This is a genomic window from Paenibacillus sabuli (genome assembly GCF_014705605.1).
Lineage (GTDB): Bacteria > Bacillota > Bacilli > Paenibacillales > Paenibacillaceae > Paenibacillus_D > Paenibacillus_D sabuli.
Map to the genome: position 1 here is coordinate 77,739 of NZ_JACXIZ010000035.1, position 24,185 is coordinate 101,923.

Here is a 24,185-nt window from a genome sequence, read left to right on the forward strand (position 1 = left end):
ACGACAAGTGTTTTCAGTCCAGGAAAGCGAGGAAAACACGTGCTGCTTGAACAAATCACGAAGCCGGAAGATCTCAAAAAGTTCACGACGCAAGAGCTTGAGCAGCTGGCCGCTGAAATTCGGTCGTTTTTAATCGAAAAGCTTTCGGAGACGGGCGGCCATCTGGCTCCCAATCTCGGTGTCGTCGAGTTAACGGTCGTGCTTCATTATTTATACAACAGCCCGCAAGACAAGTTCGTGTTCGACGTGGGCCATCAATCTTACGTTCACAAGATGCTGACCGGTCGAATGGATAAATTCGACACCTTGCGCAAATATAAAGGCTTATGCGGCTTTGTGAAGCGCTCGGAGAGCGAGCATGACGTATGGGAGGCCGGTCATAGCAGCACGTCTCTTTCCGCGGCGATGGGGATGGCGCTGGCTCGCGACCTCAAAGGAGAAACGAACAAAGTCGTGGCGATCATCGGCGACGGCGCATTGACCGGTGGTATGGCGCTGGAGGCGCTCAATCATATCGGACATGAAAAGCGCAACATGGTGGTGGTGCTGAACGACAACGAAATGTCCATCGCCCCGAATGTCGGCGCAATCCACAACTATTTGGGCAAAATGCGGTCCGCCAAAAATTATCAAAAGGTCAAGGATGAAGTCCATCAATTGCTAAGCAAAATTCCGGCAATTGGCGGCAAAATCACCAAGACCGCCGAATGGCTCAAGGATTCCTTGAAGTATATGGTCGTCTCAGGCGTGCTGTTTGAAGAATTGGGATTGACATACCTCGGTCCGGTGGACGGGCACGACATCGGCAAGCTGATGGAAGCGTTCCAGCAAGCCGATAAAGTAGGCGGCCCTGTACTCGTGCATGTGCTCAGCACCAAAGGCAAGGGCTACGCCCCGGCCGAATCGGATTCGCATAAATGGCACGGCATTACGCCATACAAGATTGAATCGGGCCAAGTCCTTAAAGCAGTAGGACCGCCAATGTATACGGAAGTGTTCGGCAACGCGCTTATCGAGCTGGCGGAGCAGGACGAGCGCATCGTCGCCGTCACGCCGGCGATGCCTGGCGGTTCCGGAATTATCAAGTTCGGCGAACGTTTTCCGGGAAGGATGTTCGACGTCGGTATTGCCGAGCAGCATGCGGCGACACTGTGCGCTGCGCTGGCGGTCGAAGGGCTGAAGCCTGTATTTGCGGTCTATTCGACCTTCTTGCAGCGTGCGTACGATCAGGTGGTTCATGATATCTGCAGGCAAAATTTGAACGTCGTTTTTGCAATCGATCGCGCAGGCTTCGTCGGTCCCGACGGCGAGACGCATCATGGCGTGTTCGACGTGCCGTTCCTGCGGCATATTCCCAATATCGTCATCATGATGCCGAAGGACGAGAACGAAATGCGCGACATGATGAAAACCGCGCTGGCTTACAATGACGGTCCGATTGCGGTGCGCTACCCTCGTGTCACAGGCCGCGGCGTAGCGCTCAATCCGGAGATGCAAACGATCCCCATCGGCTCATGGGAAGAGCTTCAGAGCGGCGAATCGGCGGCGATCGTCACACTCGGTCCGATGATCGAGGTTGCCGAGGAGGCTGCCGCGCTATTGAAGCGCGAAGGCCTGTCGGTCAGACTCGTCAATGCGCGTTTTATCAAACCGCTCGACGAGGAGATGCTGATGCGTCTGGCTTCCGAAAACGGCCGCATTCTGGTGCTTGAAGAGGGCGCAGTCAGCGGCGGACTCGGCAGTGCCGTGTTAGAATTTTATGCAGAACGCGGCGTGCAAGATGTTCAGGTGAAATGTATCGGCATTCCGGACCGATTCATCGAGCACGGCTCCATTCAAGAGCAGAGGGCCGAAACCGGGCTGACATCGGAGGCCGTGGCCTCCGAAATTATGCGAATGCTGCCGAGGCCGCGTAAAAGCGCGAGCGGCAGCAGGCTGTAGGGCATAAGGAGAGAAATGAGCAGCGCTGAAAAAGAACGAATCGATGTGTTGTTGGTGGAACAAGGGCTTTACGAAAGCCGGGAAAAGGCAAAAGCGGCCGTTATGGCCGGCTTAGTGCTGGTGGATGGCCAGCGAATTGACAAGAGCGGGACAAAGGTAGCGCGCACGTCGGCGATCTCGGTAAAAGGGACGGCCCATCCATATGTAAGCCGCGGCGGTCTCAAGCTGGAAAAGGCAATACGGGAATTCGGACTTGATTTGAACGGTGTCGTGATGCTGGATATCGGCGCTTCGACCGGCGGATTCACCGATTGCGCGCTTCAGAACGGGGCCAAGCTCGTCTATGCCATAGATGTGGGCTATAATCAATTGGATTGGTCGTTGCGTACGCATCCTCAGGTTAAAGTGATGGAGAGGACCAACTTTCGCTATACGAAATCGGAGGATCTTGACGGACCGGTGCCGACCTTTGCTTCCATAGATGTTTCTTTTATCTCGCTTCGCATCATTTTGCCGGCGCTCGCAAATTTGCTGCCGGCGCATGCGGAGGTCGTCGCGCTGATCAAGCCGCAGTTCGAGGCGGGGCGAGAAAAGGTCGGGAAATCGGGCGTTGTGCGAGACACTGCGATTCATCGCGAAGTGCTGCAGAGCGTGACGCAGTCAGCTGCAGCCATCGGCTTTCAATTGCTCAATCTGACCTTCTCCCCAATTACAGGCGGGCAGGGGAATGTGGAATTTTTGGCGCATTGGTCGTGGTCGCCTTCGACGGATCCTGCCGGACCGTTCGAGGATCAAATCGATGAAGTCATTCTTGAGTCTATCAGAGCTTTTTCCTAATCTTAAGCAAAAAAACCGGAACAATCATGCCTGGTTGGCAAATTGTTTCTTTTTTTTCTTTACCGTGAGCGGATTTTTTGGTACACTTCAGATATACGAACAAAAGTTCGCGGACAAGTGTTCCTAAAAATGCGATAACGGAAGAATGCTTCATTTGAAAAGGAAAAGCCCCGATGCATATCGAATGGTACATAAGCAATTCGAATGCAAGGGGGCGCTGCACATGTATGCAGACTGGTTCGTCATGCTTGTAGCCGGTACCATCCTCATCATTTGGCTGTATCGATTGTTTTATCGATGGCTTCATACCCCGAGCGGTCGGCGTCTTATCTTGCTTCAGGACGGAGCCGAGCCGAGCGCGGACGATCCTTGGGTCAAGCTGCTTGAAGCGAACGGATATGAAGTGCTTTCCGGCAAGCATCGCATACCGCTGCGCATCGGTCTGGACGATCAAGTGCTGCAGAGCAGGCTCTACATCGATTATGTTGCCGAGCGCGACGGCAAGCGCTATATGGTAAAGACAGCCAGAGAACGAATGCCGATGGATTGGACAGGCGCGGGCGTGCGCGATCGTTTGTTGGTCTACTCCTTGCTGGTTCCATATTGCGAAGGCGTGTTATATGCCGACGGCAAAGAGGGGACAGTGCGCGTGATTACCTTTCAAATTGAAGAATCGCAATAATATGGGAGGCTTGAACGATGAAGGCAAGACGTCAAGTTAAAATACGCGAGCTGATTGCGGCCGGAGAAATCGAAACCCAAGACGAGCTCGTGGCCGCTCTATGCGGTGCCGGTCTTCAGGTGACGCAAGCGACTGTCTCGCGTGATATCAAGGAGTTGCAGCTCATCAAGGTACAAACAGAAGAAGGCAAGTACAAATATGCAATGCCCGGCGAACAGCGTTACAATCCGGTTTACAAGCTGAAACGCACGCTCGTCGATCATTATGAAAGGCTCGACAGTACCGACAATTTAATTGTCATGAAATGCGGACCCGGCACGGCCAATGCCATTGGCGTATTGATTGACGACATGAACTGGGACGAAGTCATGGGTACAATCTGCGGGGATGACACTGTGCTGATTATTTGCCGGGGCAAAACGCAAAGCGCCGAGGTAAAAAAACGGCTGCTAGAATTAATTCAATCCTAAGGAAGGTGTTCGCAAATGCTGCGTGAATTGTCCGTTCGCAATTTGGCTGTTATCGAAAAGGCAACCGTAAACTTTCATCGCGGTTTTCATGTCCTCACAGGTGAAACGGGGGCGGGAAAGTCGATTCTGATCGATGCGCTCGGTCTTTTGGCGGGCGGACGAGGTGCCTCTGATATGGTTCGTCATGGTTGCGACAAAGCTGAAATTGAAGCCGTCTTTGATCTAAGCATCAACCATCCTGTGTGGCAATGCTTGGAGAGCAATGGCATTCAAGTCGATCCGGAAGAACTGCTGATCATTCGGCGCGATATTTACGCGCATGGAAAAGGCATTAGTCGAATTAACGGTCAAGCCGCCAATTTGGCTATTTTGCGCGAGGCGGGCGAACATCTTATCAATATTCACGGACAGCATGAGCATCAGTCGCTGCAAAAAACGGAGCGTCATTTGGAATGGCTCGATCTGTATGCGGGGGAGCCGCTGGCCGAGCGCAAAGCGGCTTATCGCGAGGCCTATGAAGCTTATCAGCGTGTAACTGCGGAACGAAAGGAATTTGAGGAAAACGCGCGTCAAAATATGCAAATGCTGGATTTGTATCGTTTTCAAATTGAAGAAATTCGCAGTGCAGATCTGAAGCCAGAAGAAGAGCAGGAGCTGGAGGAAGAAAAACATTTCCTGGCGCATGCCGATCGCAGAATGAAAGGAGCGGCGGATACGTATGATTTGCTCCAAGATGGCGGCGGTCTTGATGCGCTTCGCGGGGCCGCAACGAAGCTGCAGGAGCTGCAAGCGTATGACGACGGCATCGGCGCTTTGTATGAACAGGTGCAGTCAGCCTATTATCAAGCCGAGGATGCAGCGTTTCAGTTGCGCGATTATCTGGAGGACATTGAGGCCAATCCGCAACGCCTTGACTTTATCGAACAGCGTCTGGATTTGCTGCATGGATTGAAACGCAAGTACGGGGAAACAATACCGGATATCTTGAAATATGTCACAAAAATCTCGATCGATGCAGACCGACTGGAAAATCATGAAGAACACCTTCAGCTTCTGCGCGAGGAACAAAAGCGGTTGTTAGCCCATGCTTCGCAACTGGCAGGCGAGCTGTCGAATATAAGAAAGCACGCCGCCAAACAGTTATCGGCCGCAATCGTGAAAGAGCTGAAGCAGCTTAAAATGGACAAAACATTGTTTGAAGTACAACTTTTTCAGCATCCTTCAAATAAAAGCGAAGCGAAATATCGCTTGGGGCCCCAAGGAATGGACGAAGCGCTATTTGCAATTGCGCCCAATCCCGGAGAACCGCTTAAGCCGCTGAGCAAAATCGCATCGGGCGGCGAAATGTCGCGGGTCATGCTTGCGCTCAAGGCGATATTCGCGCGTCATGATCAGATTCCAGTGCTAATATTTGACGAAGTCGATACGGGCGTGAGCGGGAGAGCGGCTCAAGCCATTGCCGAAAAGCTTTCGCGGCTTGCGGCGCACTGTCAGGTGTTCGCCATTACCCATCTGCCGCAGGTAGCCTGCATGTCGGATCATCATTATGAAATTCGAAAACGCATCAGCGCGGGACGGACGGTCACTTCCGTACTCGAATTAATGCCGATCAAGCGAATCGAAGAGCTGGCCAGGATGCTGGGCGGTGTGGAAGTGACCGAAAAAACCAGGCATCATGCGCAGGAAATGCTTGATCTGGCGAAGCGGCAAAAAGGAGCGTAATGCAACCAGAGGGGGAAGGTTTTATGGGACATAAAAGCGAAGGGGCAGGGTACCTTATAGGTACGCAATTGGCGGTACTCGTCAAGCGAAGGAACCATAGGGAGCGTGAAATCATTGAACTTCAGCAATCGGAAGCGATGGTTTGGGCTTGTCCTCGCACTCTTCGTAGGCATGATCAGTACATCCTCCCCCTTCCAGCATTTTGCCGCGTTTCCGAATGAGCTTCGTTTGTTTGCAGGGCAAATGAAGCATCTGAATTATGAAATGCCGGTGCAAGCGAAAGTGGATGTAGACCCTCATGTGCTGCAAGTCAACGGTTCGCACAACCAGTCGATCCGCGTGGATTTGCGCAAGCCGCTGTCAATTGCCCCGCTGCACAGCGGACAAACCGAAATGAAGCTTAAGCTGTTTGGGAAAATCCCGTTCAAAACGGTCAAAGTCAATGTCGTACCGGATTTAAAAGTTATTCCAGGCGGGCAAACGATTGGTGTCAAGGTAAAATCAGCCGGCATTATGGTCGTTGGTCATCATCAAATTCGAAAAAAAGATGGGAGTATGGTATCGCCCGGCGAAGGTGCCGGCGTCAAGCTTGGCGATCTCATCGTGAAGGTCAATGGCGGGTACTACAATGAGGTTGGTAAATTGGCAGCATTGGTAAAAGAAGCTGGAGAAAAGAAGCAGCTTTTGCATCTGACCGTAAAACGAAAAGGCGAGCTACTGCAACGAACGATTGCACCCACTTTTGACGAAATGGACCAGGCTTGGCGATTAGGGCTGTACATTCGCGATTCTGCTGCAGGTGTCGGCACCCTAACGTTTTATGCGCCGGACCAAGGCGTCTACGGCGCCCTCGGCCATGTCATCACCGATATGGACTCGCAACAATCCATCGAAGTCGATAGCGGAGAAATTGTGCAATCCAATGTGATGTCCATTAACAAGAGCCATAGTGGAGAGCCGGGCGAAAAAAGAGCGCAGTTTGTCAAACACGGCAAAATTTTAGGCAATGTTTTAAACAACACGGCTTTCGGCATTTTTGGTAAAATGACGGAGCTGCCGTCTCACAGCTTCAATATGAAGCCTGTACCAATTGGCTTTGCAGAGGATGTTAAAGAAGGACCGGCTCATATTTTGACTGTAATTGAAGGTCAAAAAGTGGAAAAATTTGATATTGAAATTGCGCACGTGACGAAGCAAAGCGTTCCCGCTACAAAAGGAATGGTGATAAAAATTACCGATCCGCGGCTTCTCGAAAGCACTGGAGGCATTGTGCAAGGCATGTCGGGCAGCCCCATTGTGCAAAACGGCAAATTAGTCGGTGCAGTGACGCATGTTTTTGTCAACGACCCTTCGTCCGGTTACGGCTGCTTTATTGAATGGATGCTTCAGGATGCAGGCGTGCTTTTAAAACCAAACGAAACCCACTACCGTGCAGGTTAACTGAGTCAACAGGACATCCCGGAGAAAATAAACGGGATGTCTTTACAATTACATAACGATTGTCTGATCGGCATCCGATTTGCGTTTCAAATCTTCGCTAATCAGGTAATCATTTAGAGGTCTGTCGAAAATCACCGAAATAAGACGTCCTGTGAAGAATTATGTTGTAAATATTTTATTATAAATCAAATATCAAAAAAAATAAAGAAAAATAAATTTCGACAGAAGGAATTTGATTTTGGATGTCGAAAGTTATAACTAAGCAACATGAAAATCATTCCAATCCCAGTTTAGAGGAGGATTACACATTGCAAAAGGTTGAGGTATTGCTGGCTGATGACAATCGCGAATTTACAAACTTGCTTTCGGAGTATATTTCGGATCAAGAAGATATGGAGGTTGCAGGTGTAGCGTATAACGGGGAAGAGGTGCTTCGGCAGCTTGAAGAAGGGCAAACCGTGCCGGACGTCTTAATCTTGGACATCATTATGCCGCATCTTGACGGACTCGGCGTATTGGAACGACTTCGCGAAATGGATTTGCCCAGCATGCCCAAAATTATAATGCTGACGGCGTTTGGACAAGAAAATATTACCCAAAAAGCCGTTCAGCTTGGTGCTTCTTATTATATTTTAAAACCATTTGATATGGAGGTGCTGGCAAACCGAATTCGCCAGCTTGTCGGAAATTCTTCGGTGGCATCCCCAGGCACCAGCTACACCAGCGCAATGACGAACAATATGAAGTCCAATGTTGTTCCGCTTGCCAAAGGCAAAAATCTCGATGCCAATATAACGAGTATCATTCATGAAATCGGCGTGCCGGCGCATATTAAGGGCTATCAGTATTTGCGCGAAGCCATCACTATGGTATATAACAACATCGAAATATTGGGCGCGATTACAAAAACGCTTTACCCTGCGATCGCCGAGAAGTTCAAAACGACGCCGAGCCGCGTCGAACGAGCGATCCGCCACGCGATCGAGGTCGCGTGGACGCGCGGCAACATCGACAGCATCAGCCACCTGTTCGGCTACACGATCAACATCAGCAAGTCAAAGCCGACCAACTCCGAATTCATCGCGATGGTCGCCGATAAGCTGCGGATTGAGCATAAGGTGAGCTGAAAGCCAGGACGGAATTAGCACGCAGCAGCTTCCAAATACTTAGAAAATGAAAATGGATGGCCTCGAGGCCATCCATTTGTCAGCTTTTTTTCTTTTCTTTAAATCGCGGAGCCACATAATTGCGCTTGCGGTCCCTGAAAAAGATCCAACCCCCGATAAAACCGACACCTGCCAAAAAAAATAGAGCGCCGATTATAAACTTTCCCCACATAAATTGAGGCGTAGTCTCATCGTTGCCAAAATCGGAAAAGTACGAAAAAAATACTTCTTTGAGGGCTAAAAAACCGTAGGCGGCTGCCAGCCCGGGAATGACAAGCAATAGTACTGCAATAAAGCGTGCGGTTACAATCCGAGCGTTCATCCTTTTGAATCCTCCCTGCATGGCTCAAACCGGCGACATTTCTGTTTAAATGAATACTTCCATCATACCTTTTTCATCATAAGCTGTCCATGGATTGATGGATGCCCTGTAAAACAGGTACAATAGCTTGTATAGGTCATGAGTGATTGAAATGGAGGAGTTAAATTGCCGATCGAAGCAGATCTTTCCATATTGGGCGGAGGGCCCGGCGGTTATACCGCGGCCATCCGAGCGGCACAAGCGGGAAAAAGCGTCGTTCTTATTGAGGAAAATAAAATAGGCGGAACCTGTTTGCACAAAGGGTGCATACCGACCAAATCCCTGCTTCATAGTGCCAACTTGTACCATCAAATTAAACATGCGTCCGCTTTCGGGGTTGAAGTGGAGGACGAAGCGATCCGTTTGCATTACGGACGCGTTCATCAACGCAAACAGGAAGTTGTGGATCAATTGTACGGAGGGCTGCGGCACTTGATGCGCAAGCATGGTATACAGGTGGTACATGGAAAAGGGCGGATCATTGGCCCTTCCATTTTTTCGCCGCGCAGCGGCTCGGTCGCCGTGGAGCTCGCGGATGGGGATATGGAAACGGTCGTTTCTTCCAATCTCATGATTGCCACTGGTTCGCGCCCGCGCATGCTGCAAGGTTTGGAGCCTGACGGCATACATATATTGAACAGCGACCAAGCGCTCGAACTGGAGCAATTGCCGAACTCCCTGCTCATTATCGGGGGCGGCGTCATCGGCGTGGAATGGGCATCGCTGCTTTCCGATTTCGGCGTCGAGGTGACCCTGGTGGAGATGGCGGCACGCTTGCTGCCTGGCGAGGACGCGGATATTTCCAATGCGTTGCAAAAAGCGTTTCGCGCTCGCGGCATACGGGTGTTGACCAATGTGCAGCTTGAGCTCCCCTCCTATGCAATCGAAGACGGTCGTTGCACGCTGCAAGCCGAAACATCGGACGGCCCCGTGCGTTTGCAAGCCGATCAAATGTTGGTGTGCGTCGGCAGACAAGCCAATTGCGAAACGATCGGGCTCGAAAATACCGACGTAGAAATTCGGAACGGCGTCATTGCCGTAAATCGATCGCTTCAAACCACCGAGCCGCATATTTATGCGATCGGGGACGTGACCGGAGGCGTTCAGCTTGCGCATGCTGCCGCTCACGAGGGACTGTGCGCGGTGGAGCATTTGCTCGGTTCGCCTGATGCGGCAGTTTATGAGCCGCATCGCATTCCGCGCTGCATTTATGCGCGTCCGGAGATTGCTTCAATCGGTTGGACCGAAGCCGAAGCGCGCAAGCGCGGGATGCTAGTCAAGGTCGGTAAAATACCGTTCCAGGCCATAGGAAAGGCAGTTATCAGCGGGGAGCAGGAAGGCTTTGTGAAGGTCGTAGCCGAGGAGACCACCGGCGATTTGCTCGGCGTCCATATCATTGGAGCCAAAGCAACGGAGTTGATCGCAGAAGCTTCGTTGGCCCAATTGCTCGATGCCACGCCGTGGGAAATCGGTCAAGCCATTCATCCGCATCCGAGTCTCTCGGAGGCGCTCGGCGAAGCCATGTTGGCGGTTAACGGACAAGCCTTGGTGTATTGAGTTTCTTTTTGGCGGCAAAAGCGTTATAATTGGTATAACCAAGTCTTAGTACCAGGTTATAAAGGCTACAGACGTTGGCCATTCATGTATTACGGATAGGAGGGTTCTCCCCATGACAAAATCCGGATCGGCTCAACAAACGTTACATGACGAATTGGGATTAACGGACAAAGAAGCCGTAGAAATGTATGTGTCGATGCAAAAAGCTCGTGCCTTTGACGAGCGCTGCATGCTCTTGCAGCGTGCCGGCAAAATCAACTTTCACGTCTCGGGCATCGGCCAGGAAGCGGCGCAAGTAGGGGCAGCTTTCGCATTGGATCGCAGTCAGGATTATTTTTTACCCTATTATCGGGATTACGGGTTCGTGCTTTCGGTGGGCATGACGCTCAAGGAGCTGATGCTTTCCGTATTTGCCAAAGCGGAGGACCCCAATAGCGGCGGCCGTCAAATGCCGGGTCATTTTGGAAGCAAGCGGCTGCGCATCGTCACCGGCTCCAGTCCGGTTACGACGCAAGTTCCGCATGCCGCCGGCGTGGCGCTCGCCGCCAAAATGAAGGGAGAACGGCTCGTTTCGTTTGTGACCTTTGGCGAAGGCTCAAGCAATCAAGGCGATTTTCACGAGGGCTGTAATTTCGCAGGCGTACACAAGCTGCCCGTCATCTTCTTCTGTGAAAATAATCAATATGCGATATCGACGCCGATTCATCGGCAAGTGGCGGGAAAAATCAGCGATCGCGCGGCGGGCTACGGCTTCCCGGGCATCGAGGTCGACGGCAACGATCCGCTCGAAGTGTACCGGGTCGTCAAGGAAGCCCGGCGGCGAGCCGTCGAAGGCGAAGGGCCGACGCTGGTCGAGGCCAAAATGTATCGGATCTCGCCGCACTCTACCTCGGACAACGATCTGGCGTATCGGACGAAAGAAGAGGTCGAGCAACACCGCAATCAGGACGGACTGCCGCGTTATCGCGCCTACCTGATGGACTGCGGTCTATGGGACGAAGCGCGCGAGCAGACGTTGCTCAAGCAGCTCCGCGAGGAGCTGGACGAGGCGACCGCTTATGGCGACAAGGCGCCGTTCCCGGCAGCGGAGGACACCCTCCGCTACGTCTATGCGGAGTCTGACGAAGAAGGGAGCAACGCGACATGGCGGTCATGAGTTATATCGATGCGATCCGCTCTGCCATGCAAGAGGAGATGGAACGCGATGCGAGTGTGTTCGTGCTCGGTGAGGATGTCGGGCTCAAGGGCGGCGTCTTCACGACCACCAAAGGCTTGCAGGAGCAATTCGGCGAGCAGCGGGCGATGGATACGCCTTTGTCGGAATCGGCCATTGCTGGTGTAGCAATTGGAGCGGCCATGTACGGCATGAAGCCAATCGCGGAGATGCAATATTCCGATTTTATGTTTCCCGCCACGAATCAAATAATTAGCGAAGCGGCCAAAATTCGCTATCGTTCCAATAACGATTGGTCCTGCCCGGTCGTCATTCGTGCGCCGATCGGCGGCGGCATATTCGGAGGCTTGTATCATTCGCAATGTCCGGAGTCGGTCTTTTTCGGTACGCCGGGACTGAAAATCGTCGCGCCTTACCGGCCAGCCGACGCCAAAGGGTTGTTGAAGTCGGCCATCCAGGATCCCGATCCGGTGCTGTACTTCGAGCATAAGAAATGCTATAAGCTGGTCACCGGCGAAGTGCCGGAGGGCGATTACGCGGTCCCGATCGGGGAATCTAACGTGCTCCGGGAGGGCGAGGACATAACGGTGATCGGGTATAGCCTGCCCCTTCATTATGTCATGCAGGCCGCCGAGGAGCTGGAGCAGGAGGGCATCAGCGCGCATGTGCTCGATTTGCGGACCTTGCAGCCGCTTGACAAGCAGGCGATCGTCGAGGCAGTCAAGCGCACCGGCAAGGTGCTGATCGTGCATGAGGACAACAAAACCGGCGGAGTCGGGGCGGAAGTAGCCGCACTGATTGCCGAGGAGCTGCTCTATGAGCTGGACGCGCCGATTCAGCGGCTATGCGGCCCGGATGTGCCGGCGATGCCGATTAATCCGCCGAGCGAAAAGTTCTATATGCTGAATGTCGAGAAAACGAAAAAAGCGATGCGCGAACTGGCGCTGTATTGATTAGATTGGGGTTAGGAGATGAAAAGCGCGATGAAATCGATGACGGAAATCGTGATGCCGCAGTTGGCCGAGTCGCTCGTCTCCGCGACGATCGACAAGTGGCTCAAGCAGCCCGGCGACCGCGTGGAGCTGTACGAACCGATCTGCGAAGTGCTGACCGACAAGGTCAATGCGGAGCTGCCGTCTACCGTGTCGGGCACATTGGTAAAAATATTGGCCGGCAACGGCGAAACAATCGAAGTGGGCGCCGCCATATGTCTGATCGAAACGGAGGGCGAAGCGACCGCGCCGCCGGAGGGCGACGTCGCAACGCCCGACGCATCGGAGACAGAACCCGAAGAAGCGGCGGATCAAAGCATGCGCCATCGGTATTCGCCAGCCGTTCAACGGCTGGCCGCAGAGCATAAGATCGAGCTCGCAGCGGTAAAAGGCACCGGCCTTGGCGGAAGAATTACACGCAAGGACATCTTGGCGCATGTAGAGGCGGGCAGTCCGCCAGTGCGTAAGGAAGCCGCAAAAAGCGATACGATGCCGCTGCGTACGACAGGGCTGCACTTGACCGAGGCGCCTCGCAACCCGAACATGGAGGGTGAAGCCAGACCGCAGATCGGCAAAGGGGAACACCTGCTTGACGTCAGCCCGGTGCGCAACAGTATCGCGCGCAATATGCGGCAAAGCGTCACGGAAATTCCGCACGCGTGGACGATGATTGAGGTCGACGTGACCAATATTGTCGTGCTGCGCAACAAGCTGAAGGACGAATTCAAAAAGCGCGAAGGCGTAAATTTGACTTATTTGGCTTTTATGATGAAGGCTGTCATCAATGCCATCAAAGATTTTCCGATTATGAATTCGGTGTGGGCGGTCGACAAGATCATCATCAAGCGCGACATTAATATATCGCTGGCAGTCGGCACCGAGGATGCGGTCATGACCCCGGTCATCAAAAATGCCGACCAAAAAAACATCGCCGGCCTGGCGCGCGAGATCGATGATCTTGCCCGTAAAACGCGCGACGGCCAGCTGACGCTAAGCGATATGCAGGGCGGCACGTTCACGGTCAACAATACGGGATCCTTTGGATCGATCTTGTCCTATCCGATCATCAACTACCCCCAGGCTGCTATCGTGACGTTCGAATCGATCGTCAAGCGGCCGGTCGTCATTGACGATATGATCGCGGTGCGGTCAATGGCGAATCTATGCTTGTCGCTCGATCATCGCATCCTGGACGGGGTCATCTGCGGGCGCTTCCTGCAGCGCGTCAAGGACAATCTGGAAAGCTATACACTGGACACTAAATTGTATTGACCAAAGAAGGGATCAGCCATGAGCGCAATCAACAAGCAATGGGACGCGCGCTATATCGGCGTCGTCGATTACGGGCAGGCGTGGGAGCTGCAGAAGCGCTATGTTCGCGAGATGGATGAGGGAGCGCGCGGAGACACTTTGCTGCTGCTGGAGCATCCGCCGACGTACACAATCGGTTCGCAGCGGCATCCCGAGCATTTGCTGCTCGGCAAGGAAGAACTGGAGCGAAAAGGAATCGCACTGTATGAGATAGACCGCGGCGGCGATATTACGTACCATGGTCCGGGTCAACTGGTCGGTTACCCGCTGTTGTACCTCGATGCCCAAGGACTCGATCTGCACGCCTACTTGCGCAGTCTGGAGCAGGCCATTATCGATTGGCTGGCGCAGTACGGAATCGCAGGCTCGCGCAAGCCAGAGTATACCGGCGTGTGGGTGGGAGATCTGAAAATCGCGGCCATCGGCGTCAAATTCAACAAATGCCGCAAGCGCAGAGGCTTTGTGACGAGTCATGGGTTTGCCTTAAACCTGAAGGCCGGCATTGCCGAGGAAGGCTTTCGCGGCATCGTGCCGTGCGGCATTCAAACATACGGCGTCACGTCGCTGGCCGATCTGACGGGCCGCGACAAGTCGGTGCGGCAGGCTGCCGACGAGCTGCTGCCGCACCTGTGCCGTATTTTCCATTACGAACCGTCGGCCATCACAGTAGAGATAGCGAATTAGCCGAACATCATGCCCAGGCCCATGACGAGCGTCGATAACAACATGGAAGCGATCATGAGGTAGACCACGATTTTGACGACTTTGCGGTTGATCATTTCGTCGGTCTCCTTTCCGTTTAGAGAGATTGGACAACGCTTCTTCTATTGTATACGATATCAAGCCCCGGAGGGAAGTCCATGATAAACGAACAACGACTTATCGAACAATTTATGTCGCTGGTGCGCATCGACAGCGAGACCAGATACGAGCAGGAGATCAGCATTGTGTTGAAGCGGGAGTTCGAAGCCTTGGGTTTGACTGTCTTCGAGGACGATACGGCTGTCACCACGGGTCACGGCTCAGGCAACCTGTTTATCAAGCTCTTGCCGTCGGATGCGTCCGCTGCGCATGCGCCTTGTATTTTTTTTACCTCCCATATGGACACGGTCAGTCCGGGCTGCGGGATCAAACCGCAGCTCGACGACGACGGGTACATACGCAGCGACGGCACGACGATCCTCGGCAGCGACGACAAAGCCGGCATCGCGGCGATGCTGGAGGCCATTCGCGTGCTCAAGGAGCGCAAGCTGCCGCACGGGCCGGTGCAATTCGTCATCACAGCGGGCGAGGAGGCAGGACTGTGCGGCGCGCGGGCGCTCGATCCCGCACACATGGAAGCGAAATACGGGTATGCGCTCGACTCCAACGGCACGATAGGCGACCTGGCGGTGGCCGCGCCTACGCAAGCCAAGGTGACGATGCACGTGATCGGCAAGTCCGCGCATGCGGGGGTTAACCCGGAGGACGGCATCAGCGCCATCCAAGTCGCGGCCAAGGCCATCTCGCGCATGTCGCTGGGCCGAATCGACAAGGAGACTACGGCCAATATCGGCCGGTTCGAGGGCGGCGGCGCAACCAATGTCGTATGCGAACGGGTGAGGCTGGACGCGGAGGCGCGGAGTCTGTGCCCCGATAAGCTGGATGCGCAGCTTGAAGCGATGCGGCAGGCACTGGTCAGTGCGGCCGAGGATTATGGCGCCACGGCTCGGTTCGAGAGCGAGATTATCTATCCGGGATACAGCCACGGCGACGATTCGCCGGTGGTGGCGCTCGCGCAGCGCGCAATTCAGGCAGTAGGAGGGACGCCGCGCCGCTTCGAATCGGGAGGCGGCAGCGATGCGAATATCTTCAACGGCCTCGGCATCCCGACCGTCAATCTGGCTGTCGGCTACGAGCATATTCACACGACGAAGGAGCAGATCAAGGCAGCCGACCTCGTCAAGCTGACAGCGCTCGTCGTGCAGATTATCCGCAATGCAGCGAAGGCTGCGTCAGCCCAGTAACGCTTGCTTCACATGCGCGAGCGGATCTCTTGACGCATGAACAGCAAATAGCTCAACCCGAAGCAGACCATCGTCGCCGCCAACAGTCCTGTCAATTGCGGCCATACGAGCAGCAGGCTCTGTCCGAGCGGAAGCGGAGCGGGAATCGCGCCGTAGACCTGCTCCATCGTCATTGGGCCGAGCGAGCGCACGCCGGGCATGAGCAGCGTCGTCGTCGCCTCGGAGAAGAGCTGGGCCGGGGATAACCGGTTCAGCGCCAGCAGCCACTCCTGCTGCCGCAGCGACATCTGGCCCGCATCGCCGATCATGGACCCGGCCAGCAGATTGAGCAGCATGCCGTAAAAAAAGGAAAAGAAAATCCAGATGGCAATTCCGGAAAGCGCCGACGTGGCGGCCTGGCGACAGCGGATGGAAAACAGGATTGAGAGTGTCAGCCAGAAGCCGATATATACAACCGCCAGACATAAAAACAGGACGACGCGCAAAAATTGTTCCGGCGTCGGCGGGAAACCGATTGTGAGCAGACCCACGCCCATGACGAGCAGGCCGAGGCTGAACACGACGGCCGCGATTAGCAGCAGAGCCGCAACGAACTTGGCGCGGATAAAGTCATCCCGATAGATCGGCTGCGAGAGCAAGCGACTCAGCGTGCCCTTGCTCCGCTCTGTATTAATGGAATCGAAGCCCAGAGCAATGCCCATCAGCGGTCCGAGAAAAGACACAAAGGTCATAAAGTTGGGAAGCTGCCGGCTGCTGTCTACTGCCGTAAACATTTGCAAAAACAAAAAATTCGCATCGAACTCGGCTTGCTGCACCCCGCCTTGCAGCGCGGTAATCGCGCCGTAGACCGATCCTACGCTGGCCAGCACAATAATGGCGAACAATATGCCAAAGCGCCAGCTCCGCATATGATCTCCGATCTCCTTGGCCACGAGGATCCAGAACGGACGCCGCAAGCGCGTCTCCTCTTGCGCAGCATTCATGCCGCCGCCGTGCGGAAGCGCTGCGTCTTGCTGCGGACTTGTCATGGTCCATCCTCCCCTTCGAAGTAAGTCCGATATATGTCGTCGAGCCCGTAAGCAACGCGCCGCAGCTCCAGCAGAGCCGTGCCGCTGGCATGAACCTCGGCCGCGATAGCAGGCGCCAGGCCGGGTGCCGCGCATTCCACGAGCAATCGGAGCTCTTGACCCTGGCCGTGCTCCACATGGACGCCCCCCGTCTCGGCGTCCGTTGCTCCGGAAGCCTGCTCCGACTCCTCCGGCAACCTTCGTACGGCCGTAACACCTTGCAGCGCCTGCAGGCGCGCGCCGATGTCGGGGGGCCATCCGGCCAGGCGCAGCTCGATCTGCGCCGTGCCGGAGGCGTTCAACTGCTCGGCTAGCGCCTCAATCGTGCCGCAGGCAATCAGCCTGCCGCGCACGAACAATCCGACCCGATCGCAGATCTGCTGGACTTGATGCAGGTGATGCGAGCAGAGCAGGACCGTCAGCCCTTCCTTGCGGCTCAGATCGGAGATGAGCGCGAGCAGCTCCCGCACCCCCTGAGGATCGATGCCGAGCGTCGGCTCGTCAAGGATGACCACTTGCGGGCGCTTGATCAGCACGTCAGCCAGCCCCAGCCGTTGCCGCATTCCGCGTGAGTAGGTGCCGACCCTTTGATCTGCCGCTTCCTCCAGACCGACGCGCCGCAGCAGCGCCTCGGCGCGATCGGCTGCATCGCGGGGCGAGACGCCATTGAGCCGGGCGGTGAAGATGAGATTGTCCAGCCCGCTCCGGTCCTCGTAGAATCCGATATCGTCAGGCATGTAGCCGACGCGTCGCTTGACCTCCAGCGGATGACGCGTCGCATCGCTTCCGCACACGAGAGCCGAGCCTGCGGTCGGCTCCGTCAAGCCCAGCATCATTAGGATAGTGGTTGTTTTACCGGCCCCGTTGGGACCGAGCAAGCCGAATATCTCGCCGCGCGCGATTTCCAGATCCAGGCGATCGACTGCCTTTTTATCGCCGTAATGCTTGGACAACTGACGCAGCGCAATGATCGCCTCCGCCATCTTTATCGCCTCCCGTATTTGCGAAACAGATAATAGATGCCCGCCGCAACAGCGACTACAATCAATACGCCGATCCAGCCCCACAGCACGGACGCCTTCACCGCGACGCGAAGCGTGAGGTCGTCCGCTTTTTGGGCTGAGGACGCAGCGAGACTGACGGCATAATCACCCGCCAGCGCCTCGCCGCTCGATTTGATGCGTACTTGGGCATTGGCGGTCTCGCCGGGTGCGACAGAGGTGATAGTCGCTGGCTCGAACGTCACCTCCCAGCCTACCGGTGCCTGAGAGGTCAAGGAGACGTCCTGCAGCTCGGCCGTCCCGGTATTGGTCACGACGACGTCCAGCCGACGCTCTCCGCCGGCGGTGACATCCGTACTGAGCAGATCGTTCGAGGTGCTGAGCGCGAGCCCGTAGTTGCCGGTCACGACGGCCTCCAGCGACGTCTCGGCGGAGGTGGCGTTGTTCGCGGCTCGGATCGGAATCGGATAGGTGCCGGCCGCCACACTCTGAGGCGGGACTGCCTCGACGGTAATCGTCTGGGAAGCATTGGGCTCGACGGCGATCGAGGTGATAGTGTCACTGCCTGACTTGAAGCGCACGTCCCAGCCAGCGGGCGAGTCGGCGCTGAGCGCGTAGGTCTGCGCCTCGCCGGTACGATTGCGCAGCGAAGCCGTGAAGCTGAACGTGGTGTCGGCATAGCCTTCCAGGTTGGCCTGGTCGCTGGTGAGCTCGCTGCTGAAGGTGCCCGCCTCCGACACGTTGACTGTAAGGGGCAGCGCGGCGGCGCCGCCCGTTACACGGAACGTGTACGCGCCTTTTTCCACCTGCAGCGGCACTTCGAGCTGAAGTGTGAGTGTTTGGGACTCGCCGCTCTTGACAGCTAACGTGCGTATGGCCCTGCCGCCTGCGGTCAGTTCGTATTGCCAGTCCGCGGCCTCCGTCGTCAGCCCGACGGCCACCTGCTGCGTCGCGCTGCTGTCGTTGATTACTTCAATGCTGTAGCTGATCGATTCGCCGGGCGGCGCAGACAGTTCGGTATACGGCGTATACAGCTCGATTCCCTCCGCCGCGTGCGCGCGCGGAGCAGCGCCCGTCAGCGCGAGCAATAGTGAGCAGGCGAGCGCAAGGACGAGGCAGCTCGGCCACAGTGACCGAATCGACAACCGGCTTGGTACAGCAGACATTTCAAAATTCCCCCTTTGGCAATTGTGCGTCATGCAAGTGCATGTGTTGCAGATTCAACCCAAGTACGCATGAGATGCCCGTTTGGATTTACGCGCTCAAAAATATTTTTTTGCGGGTTTGTACGGGATCAGGAATTGCGCGTCTGAAAAAAATCTGATAAAACAGAAAGCAAAGCGATCGGATGCGCAGCGCGATGATCAACGAGGGGAGAAGGTAGCCATGGAGCGGGAGAACGAGGAAATGACAGCGGTGCTGCGTCAAATGTGCGCAGGCTCCGTCGAGGCTTTTGACCGGTTCTACCAGCGTTATGCCGGTCTTGTCTATCACATTGCCCTGCACCATCTGGGGGACCGCATGGAAGCGGAGGACGCCTGTCATGACTTGTTCCTGGAAGTGCTGCGAAAAGGCGGGCGATACGATCCGCAGCGCGGAACGGTCGAAGGCTGGCTGGCTGTCATGGCGCGCAGCCGCTGCCTCGATCGCCTCCGGCGCCGACAGCGAATCGTGCTGCGTCCCGTCGACGAGCGTCGGCAGGCTGCGGACGCGCTGCCGGAGGAGCGGGTGCTGCGCCGGCTGCAGCGCGACGCCGCGGTCGAGGCGCTGCGCCGGCTGCCAGGCGCGCAGCGGCAGGTGCTGGTCGCTGCGTATTCGGAGTCGCGCACGCAGAAGGAAATTGCGACAGCCTGGAAGGTACCGCTCGGCACGGTGAAATCCTGGATGCGGTATGGAATTAAAAACATGCGAAAGCAATTGTCGCAGCACGGATGGATTGAACGGGAAAGGGGCGAGGAGCAATGAGGATTCGACAGACGGCGGATACACAAGAGCGATTGTCCGGCCGTTGTCCGGCCGGCTGGACGGAGACGGATTGGGCGGACGAAGCGCTCGGCAATCTCACTGGCGCCAAGCGCGCGCACATGCTGGCGCATCTGCCGGACTGTGCGGTCTGTGTGCGCAATCGCGAGACGTGGATATCCATCGCTTCGTCTCGTCCGGCCGGCGCGCGCAGCACGGGGGCAGCTCCGGACGCGGCCCAGGAGCCGGCGCGCATCGGCAGTCCGCTCCACATGCGGCTGCGCAGGCACGTGGCCCAGCTTGCGCGCCGCCGCGCCGGCCGGCGCAAGCTGGCGGCGGGAACGGCAGCCGCGTGCTGCCTGGTGCTGTTGCTCGCTTGGTCGCTGCACCGGGCTCTGCCCGCTCGGGAGCCGATCGACGCGTATATCGACCGCCACGAGCCGGCGGCCGCTGCGGTCATGCATGACCCGGCTGCGACCTCGTATCGGGTGCCTCCCCAGCTTGGCGGCAGCGGCGACGCCTATGTGTGGATCAATGGCGGTTCGGGAGAGCTGTTGCTGCTGATCGAGGGCTGGCCGGCCTATTCGGAGCAGGATTACCAGGTGTGGGCGGTGAGCGGTCGCGAGTATGCGAATATGGGCGTGTTGAAGCAGGCGCGCGGTCGCGCGCACCTGTATGTCAAGTCCGACTTGCTGGGGGAGGCGGATCGGATTGCGCTAAGCGTTGAGCCCAAAGGCGGCAGCACCAGTCCGACCTCCCTACGCTCGATTTTTGCCAAACTGCCTTAAATGGACGTTTCAAACGGACTCCGGCGTGCCGCTATAAAGCTTGCGTGGCGCAACGCCGCGGGCGCGCTCCGGAGCCTGGGCGTCCAGGTAGGCATGCAGCAGCGGCCCTTCTTGGCCGGCTCCGCGGGCCATGGCGCGCAGGGCGTGGCGCACCTCCCAGGCTTTTCCGGTCAGGCGCAGCTGCTTGTCCCCGATTTCTTTGATCATGGTCATCGCTCCCTCTCTCTTGCTATAATGAAGGGTATGCGGACATGCCCACAGATATCCCTGCATACCGCGACAAAGGAGAGTGAAACCGGATGATGGACAAACAATCGCACGCGCAGCGCGGTCTCGAGCCGACGCTGGAGACGAAAAAAATATTCGACGGCCGGATCATTTCGCTGCAGGTCGACACGATCGAGCTGCCGGACGGCAAAACCGCGACTCGCGAAATTGTGCGCCACCCGGGCGCTTCGGCAGTGCTCGCGCTGCATAACGGCAAAATGATTGCGGTGGAGCAATATCGCAAGCCGATGGAAAAATTTCAGATCGAAATTCCGGCGGGCAAGCTCGACGCGGGCGAGGATCCGATGGCGGCGGCGGCGCGCGAGCTGGAGGAGGAGACCGGATACCGGGCGACCGCGCTGCAGCCGATTAGCGCATTCTACACCTCGCCTGGCTTCGCGGACGAAAAGCTGTACCTCTATTTTGCGGACGAGCTGGAAGCGGGCGAGCTGCAGCCGGACGAAGACGAATACTTGAATGTGCTGGAGCTGACCTTGGACGAAGCGCTCCAGTGCATCGTGGAGGAGCGGATCAGCGACGCCAAGACCATCCTGGCCGTCTACGCCTGGCGGCATTACACGCTGACCGGCTCGCTGTAAGTCGTGCGGATCACGGCTCAAGAGCCGGCGCTGCGCACCGTCTATGCCGATCTGCATCTGCATATCGGCCGGACCAGTCGCGGCGAGCCGGTCAAAATCAGCGGCAGCAGAGACTTAACCTTCCGGAATATCGCGCATGAGGCGTCCAACCGTAAAGGAATCGGCCTGCTCGGTGTCATCGACGCTCACTCGCCCGGCGTGCAGCGCGACATCGCCGACCTGCTGGAGCGGGGCGAAATGACCGAAATCGCAGGCGGCGGCGTGCGCTACAAGGACACGACACTCGTGCTGGGGGCGGAAATCGAGGTGCGCGACGAGGGGATGGCCTCGCCGGCGCACTATCTTGTCTACATGCCGGATTTCGAAGCCATGCGCGCATTGACGCGGTGGCTCGAGCGGCATATGCGCAACGTGCAACTCAGCTCGCAGCGGCTCTACGCAACCGGTCGCGTATTGCAGGAGGTGACCGCCGAGCGAAGCGGGCTGTTCGTCCCGGCCCATCTGTTCACGCCGCACCGCAGTCTGCTGGGCAGCAGCTCCCGGCGCATAGCGGACGCACTCGACCCGGAGCGGATCGATGCGGTCGAGCTCGGCTTGAGCGCGGATACGGCGATGGCGGAGCAGCTGCCCGAGCTGCGTCGCTATCCGTATCTGACCAATTCGGACGCCCACTCGCTCGCCAAGATCGGCAGAGAGTACAATGCGCTGCGATTGGCAGAGGCGAGCTTCGAGGAGCTGCGTCTCGCCCTGCGCGGGGAGCGGGGCCGAGGCATAGCGGCCAATTACGGACTCGATCCCCGGCTCGGCAAATATCACCGCACCCGCTGCATGCGCTGCGGGACCGAGGCCGGCGCCGCGGATCAGCGCTGCGCCGCTTGCGGCAGCGCCAAACTGGTAAGGGGCGTGGCCGAACGAATCGCCGAGCTTGCCGCGTCTGCGGGCCCCGCGGCAAAGCCTGATGGCGCAGGGCGCGCGCGTCCGCCCTACGTGCACCAGGTGCCGCTCGAATTCGTGCCGGGCGTCGGGCCGCGCATGCTCGATCGGCTGCTCGAGCGCTTCGGCACCGAGATGGCGATCCTGCACGACGTCTCCGAGGCACAACTGCTTGAGGCGGCCGGACCGCGCGTGGGCGAGCTGATCGCATTGGCCCGCTCGGGAGGCTTGCGGCTGCACGCGGGCGGCGGCGGCGTATACGGCAGCGTCGCGCGGGAGTAAAGGCGGCATAGGGCATGTTTCGACCACATACAATCTAGTGTAACGGTCGGATCGAAAGGAGCCCGTCGATGAAGTCTTACTTCCTGCGCCCGCTGGTCAAGGACCAGCTCCCTTTATATGCATTTGTGGCGGCGCTGTTTGTCGTCGGCGTTGTGTTCGGGACGTTGCTGGTCGGAGCGCTCACGCTTGAGCAGCAGCAGAATCTCAGCGCCGATATTGCGCATTTTGCCGGGCTGCTCGGCACGGATGCGGCCCCGGATGCCGCCGCTTCTTTTGTCGAGCGGGGGTGGTTTCACACGAAGTGGCTGCTGCTGCTCTGGCTGCCGGGACTATTGGTCGTCGGCTTGCCGCTCGTGTTCGTGCTCGATTTTTTCAAGGGCGTGCTGATCGGCTTTGCGGTCGCCGTGCTGGTCAGCCAGTACGAGTGGCACGGGGTGCTGTTCGCCCTCGTCTCGATTGCGCCGCCCAACTTGTTCGTACTGCCTGCGTTGCTGGCGATGAGCGTCTCCTCGAGCGCCTTCGCCATGCACATCTTCAGGCATCGGCTGCTCGGCAAATCGGGCACGCTTCGCGACCCGTTCGTGTCGCATACGTCGGTTCTGCTTGTGCTGCTGGCGGCGGTGTGGGCGGCAGCGGCGGTGGAGGCTTATCTCTCGCCTTCGCTGATGGCGTGGGCATCCTCTTTTTTGAGGTAAAAGGTTTGACTTTCCGAGCAAATTCCCCCTATAATAAAACCATCTGTGAAGTTGCGTCGGCGCAAAAGGGGGAAGCTATGGAAGCCCGGATCGATAAAATCAAACAACAGCTGCAGTCCCAAGGCTACAAACTGACGCCTCAACGCGAGGCGACGGTCCGCGTGCTGCTGGAAAACGAAGAGGATCACCTGAGCGCCGAGGACGTTTTTATGCTCGTCAAGGACAAAGCGCCGGAAATTGGACTGGCTACGGTGTATCGGACGCTGGAGCTGCTCAGCGAACTTCATGTAGTTGAAAAAATGAACTTCGGCGACGGTGTTGCCCGGTACGATCTGCGAACCGACTCCAATCAACATCATCATCATCATCTTATTTGCGTTCAATGTGGGGCGATGGACGAGATTATGGACGATTGGCTCGGACCGCTCGAAGAGCGTCTTGAACAGGAATACGGGTTTCACGTTGTCGACCACCGGCTTGACTTTCAGGGCGTCTGCCGACGTTGCCGTGACAAAAACGACAATAAAGAAACGTAAAGTCCACGAAAAAAAGTGTAGAAATTGCAAACGGCTTCGATTCCGCTTCATGCGGGCTCGAAGCCGTTTGGTCGTCTAACGGGGGGCGATCCGAGGCGGACGGCGCGTGGGGGCAGTCGACCGCAAGCCGCGCGGGCGCTGCTGCGAATAAGCGGGTGTCGGGCGGCGCCTAATTGCACCGCGGCCTGCCCCGGCCTGCGCGTCGCTACCGGACCGCGCTGCGCCTATGGCCCGAACGGTCCGTGCAGCGGCGCCTCTGACCCGTGCGGCAAGCGCCGCGCCGCCAGCCGTGCCTGCGGCGCGCGGGACGCTCAGCGCGGCGGACGCCTCGAGCTGCTGCAGCCCCGCCCCTTGGGCGCGGGCGGTGTAGCCGCGCAGCCGCTTGGCGCCGCTTAG

At 56.9% G+C, this 24,185-nt stretch carries 25 protein-coding genes; 19 read left to right on the forward strand and 6 right to left on the reverse strand.

What is annotated here, in order from left to right; translation table 11 throughout:
• The first annotated feature begins 39 nt into the window (after positions 1 to 39).
• The 7 genes from dxs to spo0A all read left to right on the forward strand — a co-directional run bounded on the left by dxs (position 40) and on the right by spo0A (position 8,219).
• The gene (gene dxs, locus IDH44_RS19045; RefSeq protein WP_190920405.1) at positions 40 to 1,941 is read left to right on the forward strand and encodes a 1-deoxy-D-xylulose-5-phosphate synthase; all 1,902 of its coding nucleotides are present in this window, start codon (positions 40 to 42) and stop codon (positions 1,939 to 1,941) included.
• 15 nt (positions 1,942 to 1,956) lie between these two features.
• A complete protein-coding gene (locus IDH44_RS19050; RefSeq protein ID WP_190920406.1) occupies positions 1,957 to 2,778 on the forward strand; it encodes a TlyA family RNA methyltransferase in 822 nt (273 codons plus the stop codon).
• A 223-nt stretch (positions 2,779 to 3,001) separates the two neighbouring features.
• Complete coding sequence (locus IDH44_RS19055) at positions 3,002 to 3,460, forward strand: hypothetical protein (protein WP_223869822.1); 459 nt, start codon at positions 3,002 to 3,004, stop codon at positions 3,458 to 3,460.
• Positions 3,461 to 3,477: 17 nt separating this feature from the next.
• Positions 3,478 to 3,930, forward strand: a complete 453-nt coding sequence (gene ahrC, locus IDH44_RS19060) for a transcriptional regulator AhrC/ArgR (protein WP_190920407.1) — start codon at positions 3,478 to 3,480, stop codon at positions 3,928 to 3,930.
• A 15-nt stretch (positions 3,931 to 3,945) separates the two neighbouring features.
• Entirely contained in the window at positions 3,946 to 5,652 is a 1,707-nt protein-coding gene (gene recN, locus IDH44_RS19065) for a DNA repair protein RecN (protein ID WP_190920408.1), read from the forward strand.
• Between the two features lie 114 nt (positions 5,653 to 5,766).
• Positions 5,767 to 7,092: a SpoIVB peptidase gene (gene spoIVB / locus IDH44_RS19070; protein WP_190920434.1), complete on the forward strand. Its 1,326-nt coding sequence runs from the start codon at positions 5,767 to 5,769 to the stop codon at positions 7,090 to 7,092.
• Between the two features lie 308 nt (positions 7,093 to 7,400).
• Complete coding sequence (spo0A, locus tag IDH44_RS19075; RefSeq protein WP_190920409.1) at positions 7,401 to 8,219, forward strand: sporulation transcription factor Spo0A; 819 nt, start codon at positions 7,401 to 7,403, stop codon at positions 8,217 to 8,219.
• A gap of 79 nt (positions 8,220 to 8,298) precedes the next feature.
• Here spo0A and IDH44_RS19080 read toward each other — a convergent pair whose 3' ends face one another.
• Entirely contained in the window at positions 8,299 to 8,580 is a 282-nt protein-coding gene (locus IDH44_RS19080) for a DUF2627 domain-containing protein (RefSeq protein ID WP_190920410.1), read from the reverse strand.
• A 165-nt stretch (positions 8,581 to 8,745) separates the two neighbouring features.
• Here IDH44_RS19080 and lpdA point away from each other — a divergent pair, with 165 nt between their 5' ends.
• The 5 genes from lpdA to lipB all read left to right on the forward strand — a co-directional run bounded on the left by lpdA (position 8,746) and on the right by lipB (position 14,337).
• The gene (gene lpdA / locus IDH44_RS19085; protein ID WP_190920411.1) at positions 8,746 to 10,176 is read left to right on the forward strand and encodes a dihydrolipoyl dehydrogenase; all 1,431 of its coding nucleotides are present in this window, start codon (positions 8,746 to 8,748) and stop codon (positions 10,174 to 10,176) included.
• A 112-nt stretch (positions 10,177 to 10,288) separates the two neighbouring features.
• A complete protein-coding gene (locus IDH44_RS19090) occupies positions 10,289 to 11,332 on the forward strand; it encodes a thiamine pyrophosphate-dependent dehydrogenase E1 component subunit alpha (protein ID WP_190920412.1) in 1,044 nt (347 codons plus the stop codon).
• The gene (locus IDH44_RS19095; RefSeq protein ID WP_190920413.1) at positions 11,320 to 12,303 is read left to right on the forward strand and encodes an alpha-ketoacid dehydrogenase subunit beta; all 984 of its coding nucleotides are present in this window, start codon (positions 11,320 to 11,322) and stop codon (positions 12,301 to 12,303) included. Before IDH44_RS19090 ends, IDH44_RS19095 begins: the two co-directional genes overlap by 13 nt.
• Positions 12,304 to 12,333: 30 nt before the next feature.
• Complete coding sequence (locus IDH44_RS19100; protein ID WP_190920414.1) at positions 12,334 to 13,614, forward strand: dihydrolipoamide acetyltransferase family protein; 1,281 nt, start codon at positions 12,334 to 12,336, stop codon at positions 13,612 to 13,614.
• An 18-nt stretch (positions 13,615 to 13,632) separates the two neighbouring features.
• Positions 13,633 to 14,337, forward strand: a complete 705-nt coding sequence (lipB, locus tag IDH44_RS19105; RefSeq protein WP_190920415.1) for a lipoyl(octanoyl) transferase LipB — start codon at positions 13,633 to 13,635, stop codon at positions 14,335 to 14,337.
• Here lipB and prli42 read toward each other — a convergent pair.
• Positions 14,334 to 14,432: a stressosome-associated protein Prli42 gene (prli42, locus tag IDH44_RS19110; RefSeq protein WP_190920416.1), complete on the reverse strand. Its 99-nt coding sequence runs from the start codon at positions 14,430 to 14,432 to the stop codon at positions 14,334 to 14,336. The genes lipB and prli42 overlap by 4 nt on opposite strands.
• A gap of 81 nt (positions 14,433 to 14,513) precedes the next feature.
• Here prli42 and IDH44_RS19115 point away from each other — a divergent pair, with 81 nt between their 5' ends.
• Entirely contained in the window at positions 14,514 to 15,659 is a 1,146-nt protein-coding gene (locus IDH44_RS19115; RefSeq protein ID WP_190920417.1) for a M20/M25/M40 family metallo-hydrolase, read from the forward strand.
• An 8-nt stretch (positions 15,660 to 15,667) separates the two neighbouring features.
• Here the strand turns inward: IDH44_RS19115 and IDH44_RS19120 are convergent, their stop codons facing one another.
• Genes IDH44_RS19120 through IDH44_RS19130 form a run of 3 tightly spaced genes read right to left on the reverse strand, consistent with a single transcriptional unit; the run spans position 15,668 to position 18,893 of the window.
• Positions 15,668 to 16,642, reverse strand: coding sequence for an ABC transporter permease (locus IDH44_RS19120; protein ID WP_190920435.1), 975 nt, complete (start codon positions 16,640 to 16,642; stop codon positions 15,668 to 15,670).
• Between the two features lie 41 nt (positions 16,643 to 16,683).
• Positions 16,684 to 17,709, reverse strand: a complete 1,026-nt coding sequence (locus tag IDH44_RS19125) for an ABC transporter ATP-binding protein (RefSeq protein ID WP_190920418.1) — start codon at positions 17,707 to 17,709, stop codon at positions 16,684 to 16,686.
• Between the two features lie 2 nt (positions 17,710 to 17,711).
• A complete protein-coding gene (locus IDH44_RS19130; protein ID WP_190920419.1) occupies positions 17,712 to 18,893 on the reverse strand; it encodes a COG1470 family protein in 1,182 nt (393 codons plus the stop codon).
• 220 nt (positions 18,894 to 19,113) lie between these two features.
• On the opposite strand from IDH44_RS19130, the gene IDH44_RS19135 reads away from it, so the two are divergent.
• Both IDH44_RS19135 and IDH44_RS19140 read left to right on the forward strand, forming a co-directional pair.
• Positions 19,114 to 19,692, forward strand: coding sequence for an RNA polymerase sigma factor (locus tag IDH44_RS19135; protein ID WP_190920420.1), 579 nt, complete (start codon positions 19,114 to 19,116; stop codon positions 19,690 to 19,692).
• The gene (locus IDH44_RS19140) at positions 19,689 to 20,477 is read left to right on the forward strand and encodes an anti-sigma factor (protein WP_190920421.1); all 789 of its coding nucleotides are present in this window, start codon (positions 19,689 to 19,691) and stop codon (positions 20,475 to 20,477) included. The genes IDH44_RS19135 and IDH44_RS19140 overlap by 4 nt, the downstream gene beginning before the upstream one ends.
• A 9-nt stretch (positions 20,478 to 20,486) precedes the next feature.
• On the opposite strand, the gene mciZ is transcribed toward IDH44_RS19140, so the two are convergent.
• Positions 20,487 to 20,684 carry a Z-ring formation inhibitor MciZ gene (gene mciZ / locus IDH44_RS19145; RefSeq protein ID WP_190920422.1) on the reverse strand — a complete coding sequence of 66 codons (198 nt, stop codon included), beginning with the start codon at positions 20,682 to 20,684 and terminating at the stop codon, positions 20,487 to 20,489.
• A 92-nt stretch (positions 20,685 to 20,776) separates the two neighbouring features.
• Here mciZ and IDH44_RS19150 point away from each other — a divergent pair, with 92 nt between their 5' ends.
• The 4 genes from IDH44_RS19150 to fur all read left to right on the forward strand — a co-directional run bounded on the left by IDH44_RS19150 (position 20,777) and on the right by fur (position 23,789).
• Complete coding sequence (locus tag IDH44_RS19150; protein ID WP_223869823.1) at positions 20,777 to 21,343, forward strand: NUDIX domain-containing protein; 567 nt, start codon at positions 20,777 to 20,779, stop codon at positions 21,341 to 21,343.
• A gap of 3 nt (positions 21,344 to 21,346) precedes the next feature.
• Positions 21,347 to 22,558 carry an endonuclease Q family protein gene (locus IDH44_RS19155; protein WP_190920423.1) on the forward strand — a complete coding sequence of 404 codons (1,212 nt, stop codon included), beginning with the start codon at positions 21,347 to 21,349 and terminating at the stop codon, positions 22,556 to 22,558.
• Positions 22,559 to 22,626: 68 nt separating this feature from the next.
• The gene (gene spoIIM, locus IDH44_RS19160) at positions 22,627 to 23,253 is read left to right on the forward strand and encodes a stage II sporulation protein M (RefSeq protein WP_190920424.1); all 627 of its coding nucleotides are present in this window, start codon (positions 22,627 to 22,629) and stop codon (positions 23,251 to 23,253) included.
• Between the two features lie 77 nt (positions 23,254 to 23,330).
• Positions 23,331 to 23,789 carry a ferric iron uptake transcriptional regulator gene (gene fur / locus IDH44_RS19165; RefSeq protein WP_190920425.1) on the forward strand — a complete coding sequence of 153 codons (459 nt, stop codon included), beginning with the start codon at positions 23,331 to 23,333 and terminating at the stop codon, positions 23,787 to 23,789.
• The last annotated feature ends 396 nt before the right edge of the window (positions 23,790 to 24,185 follow it).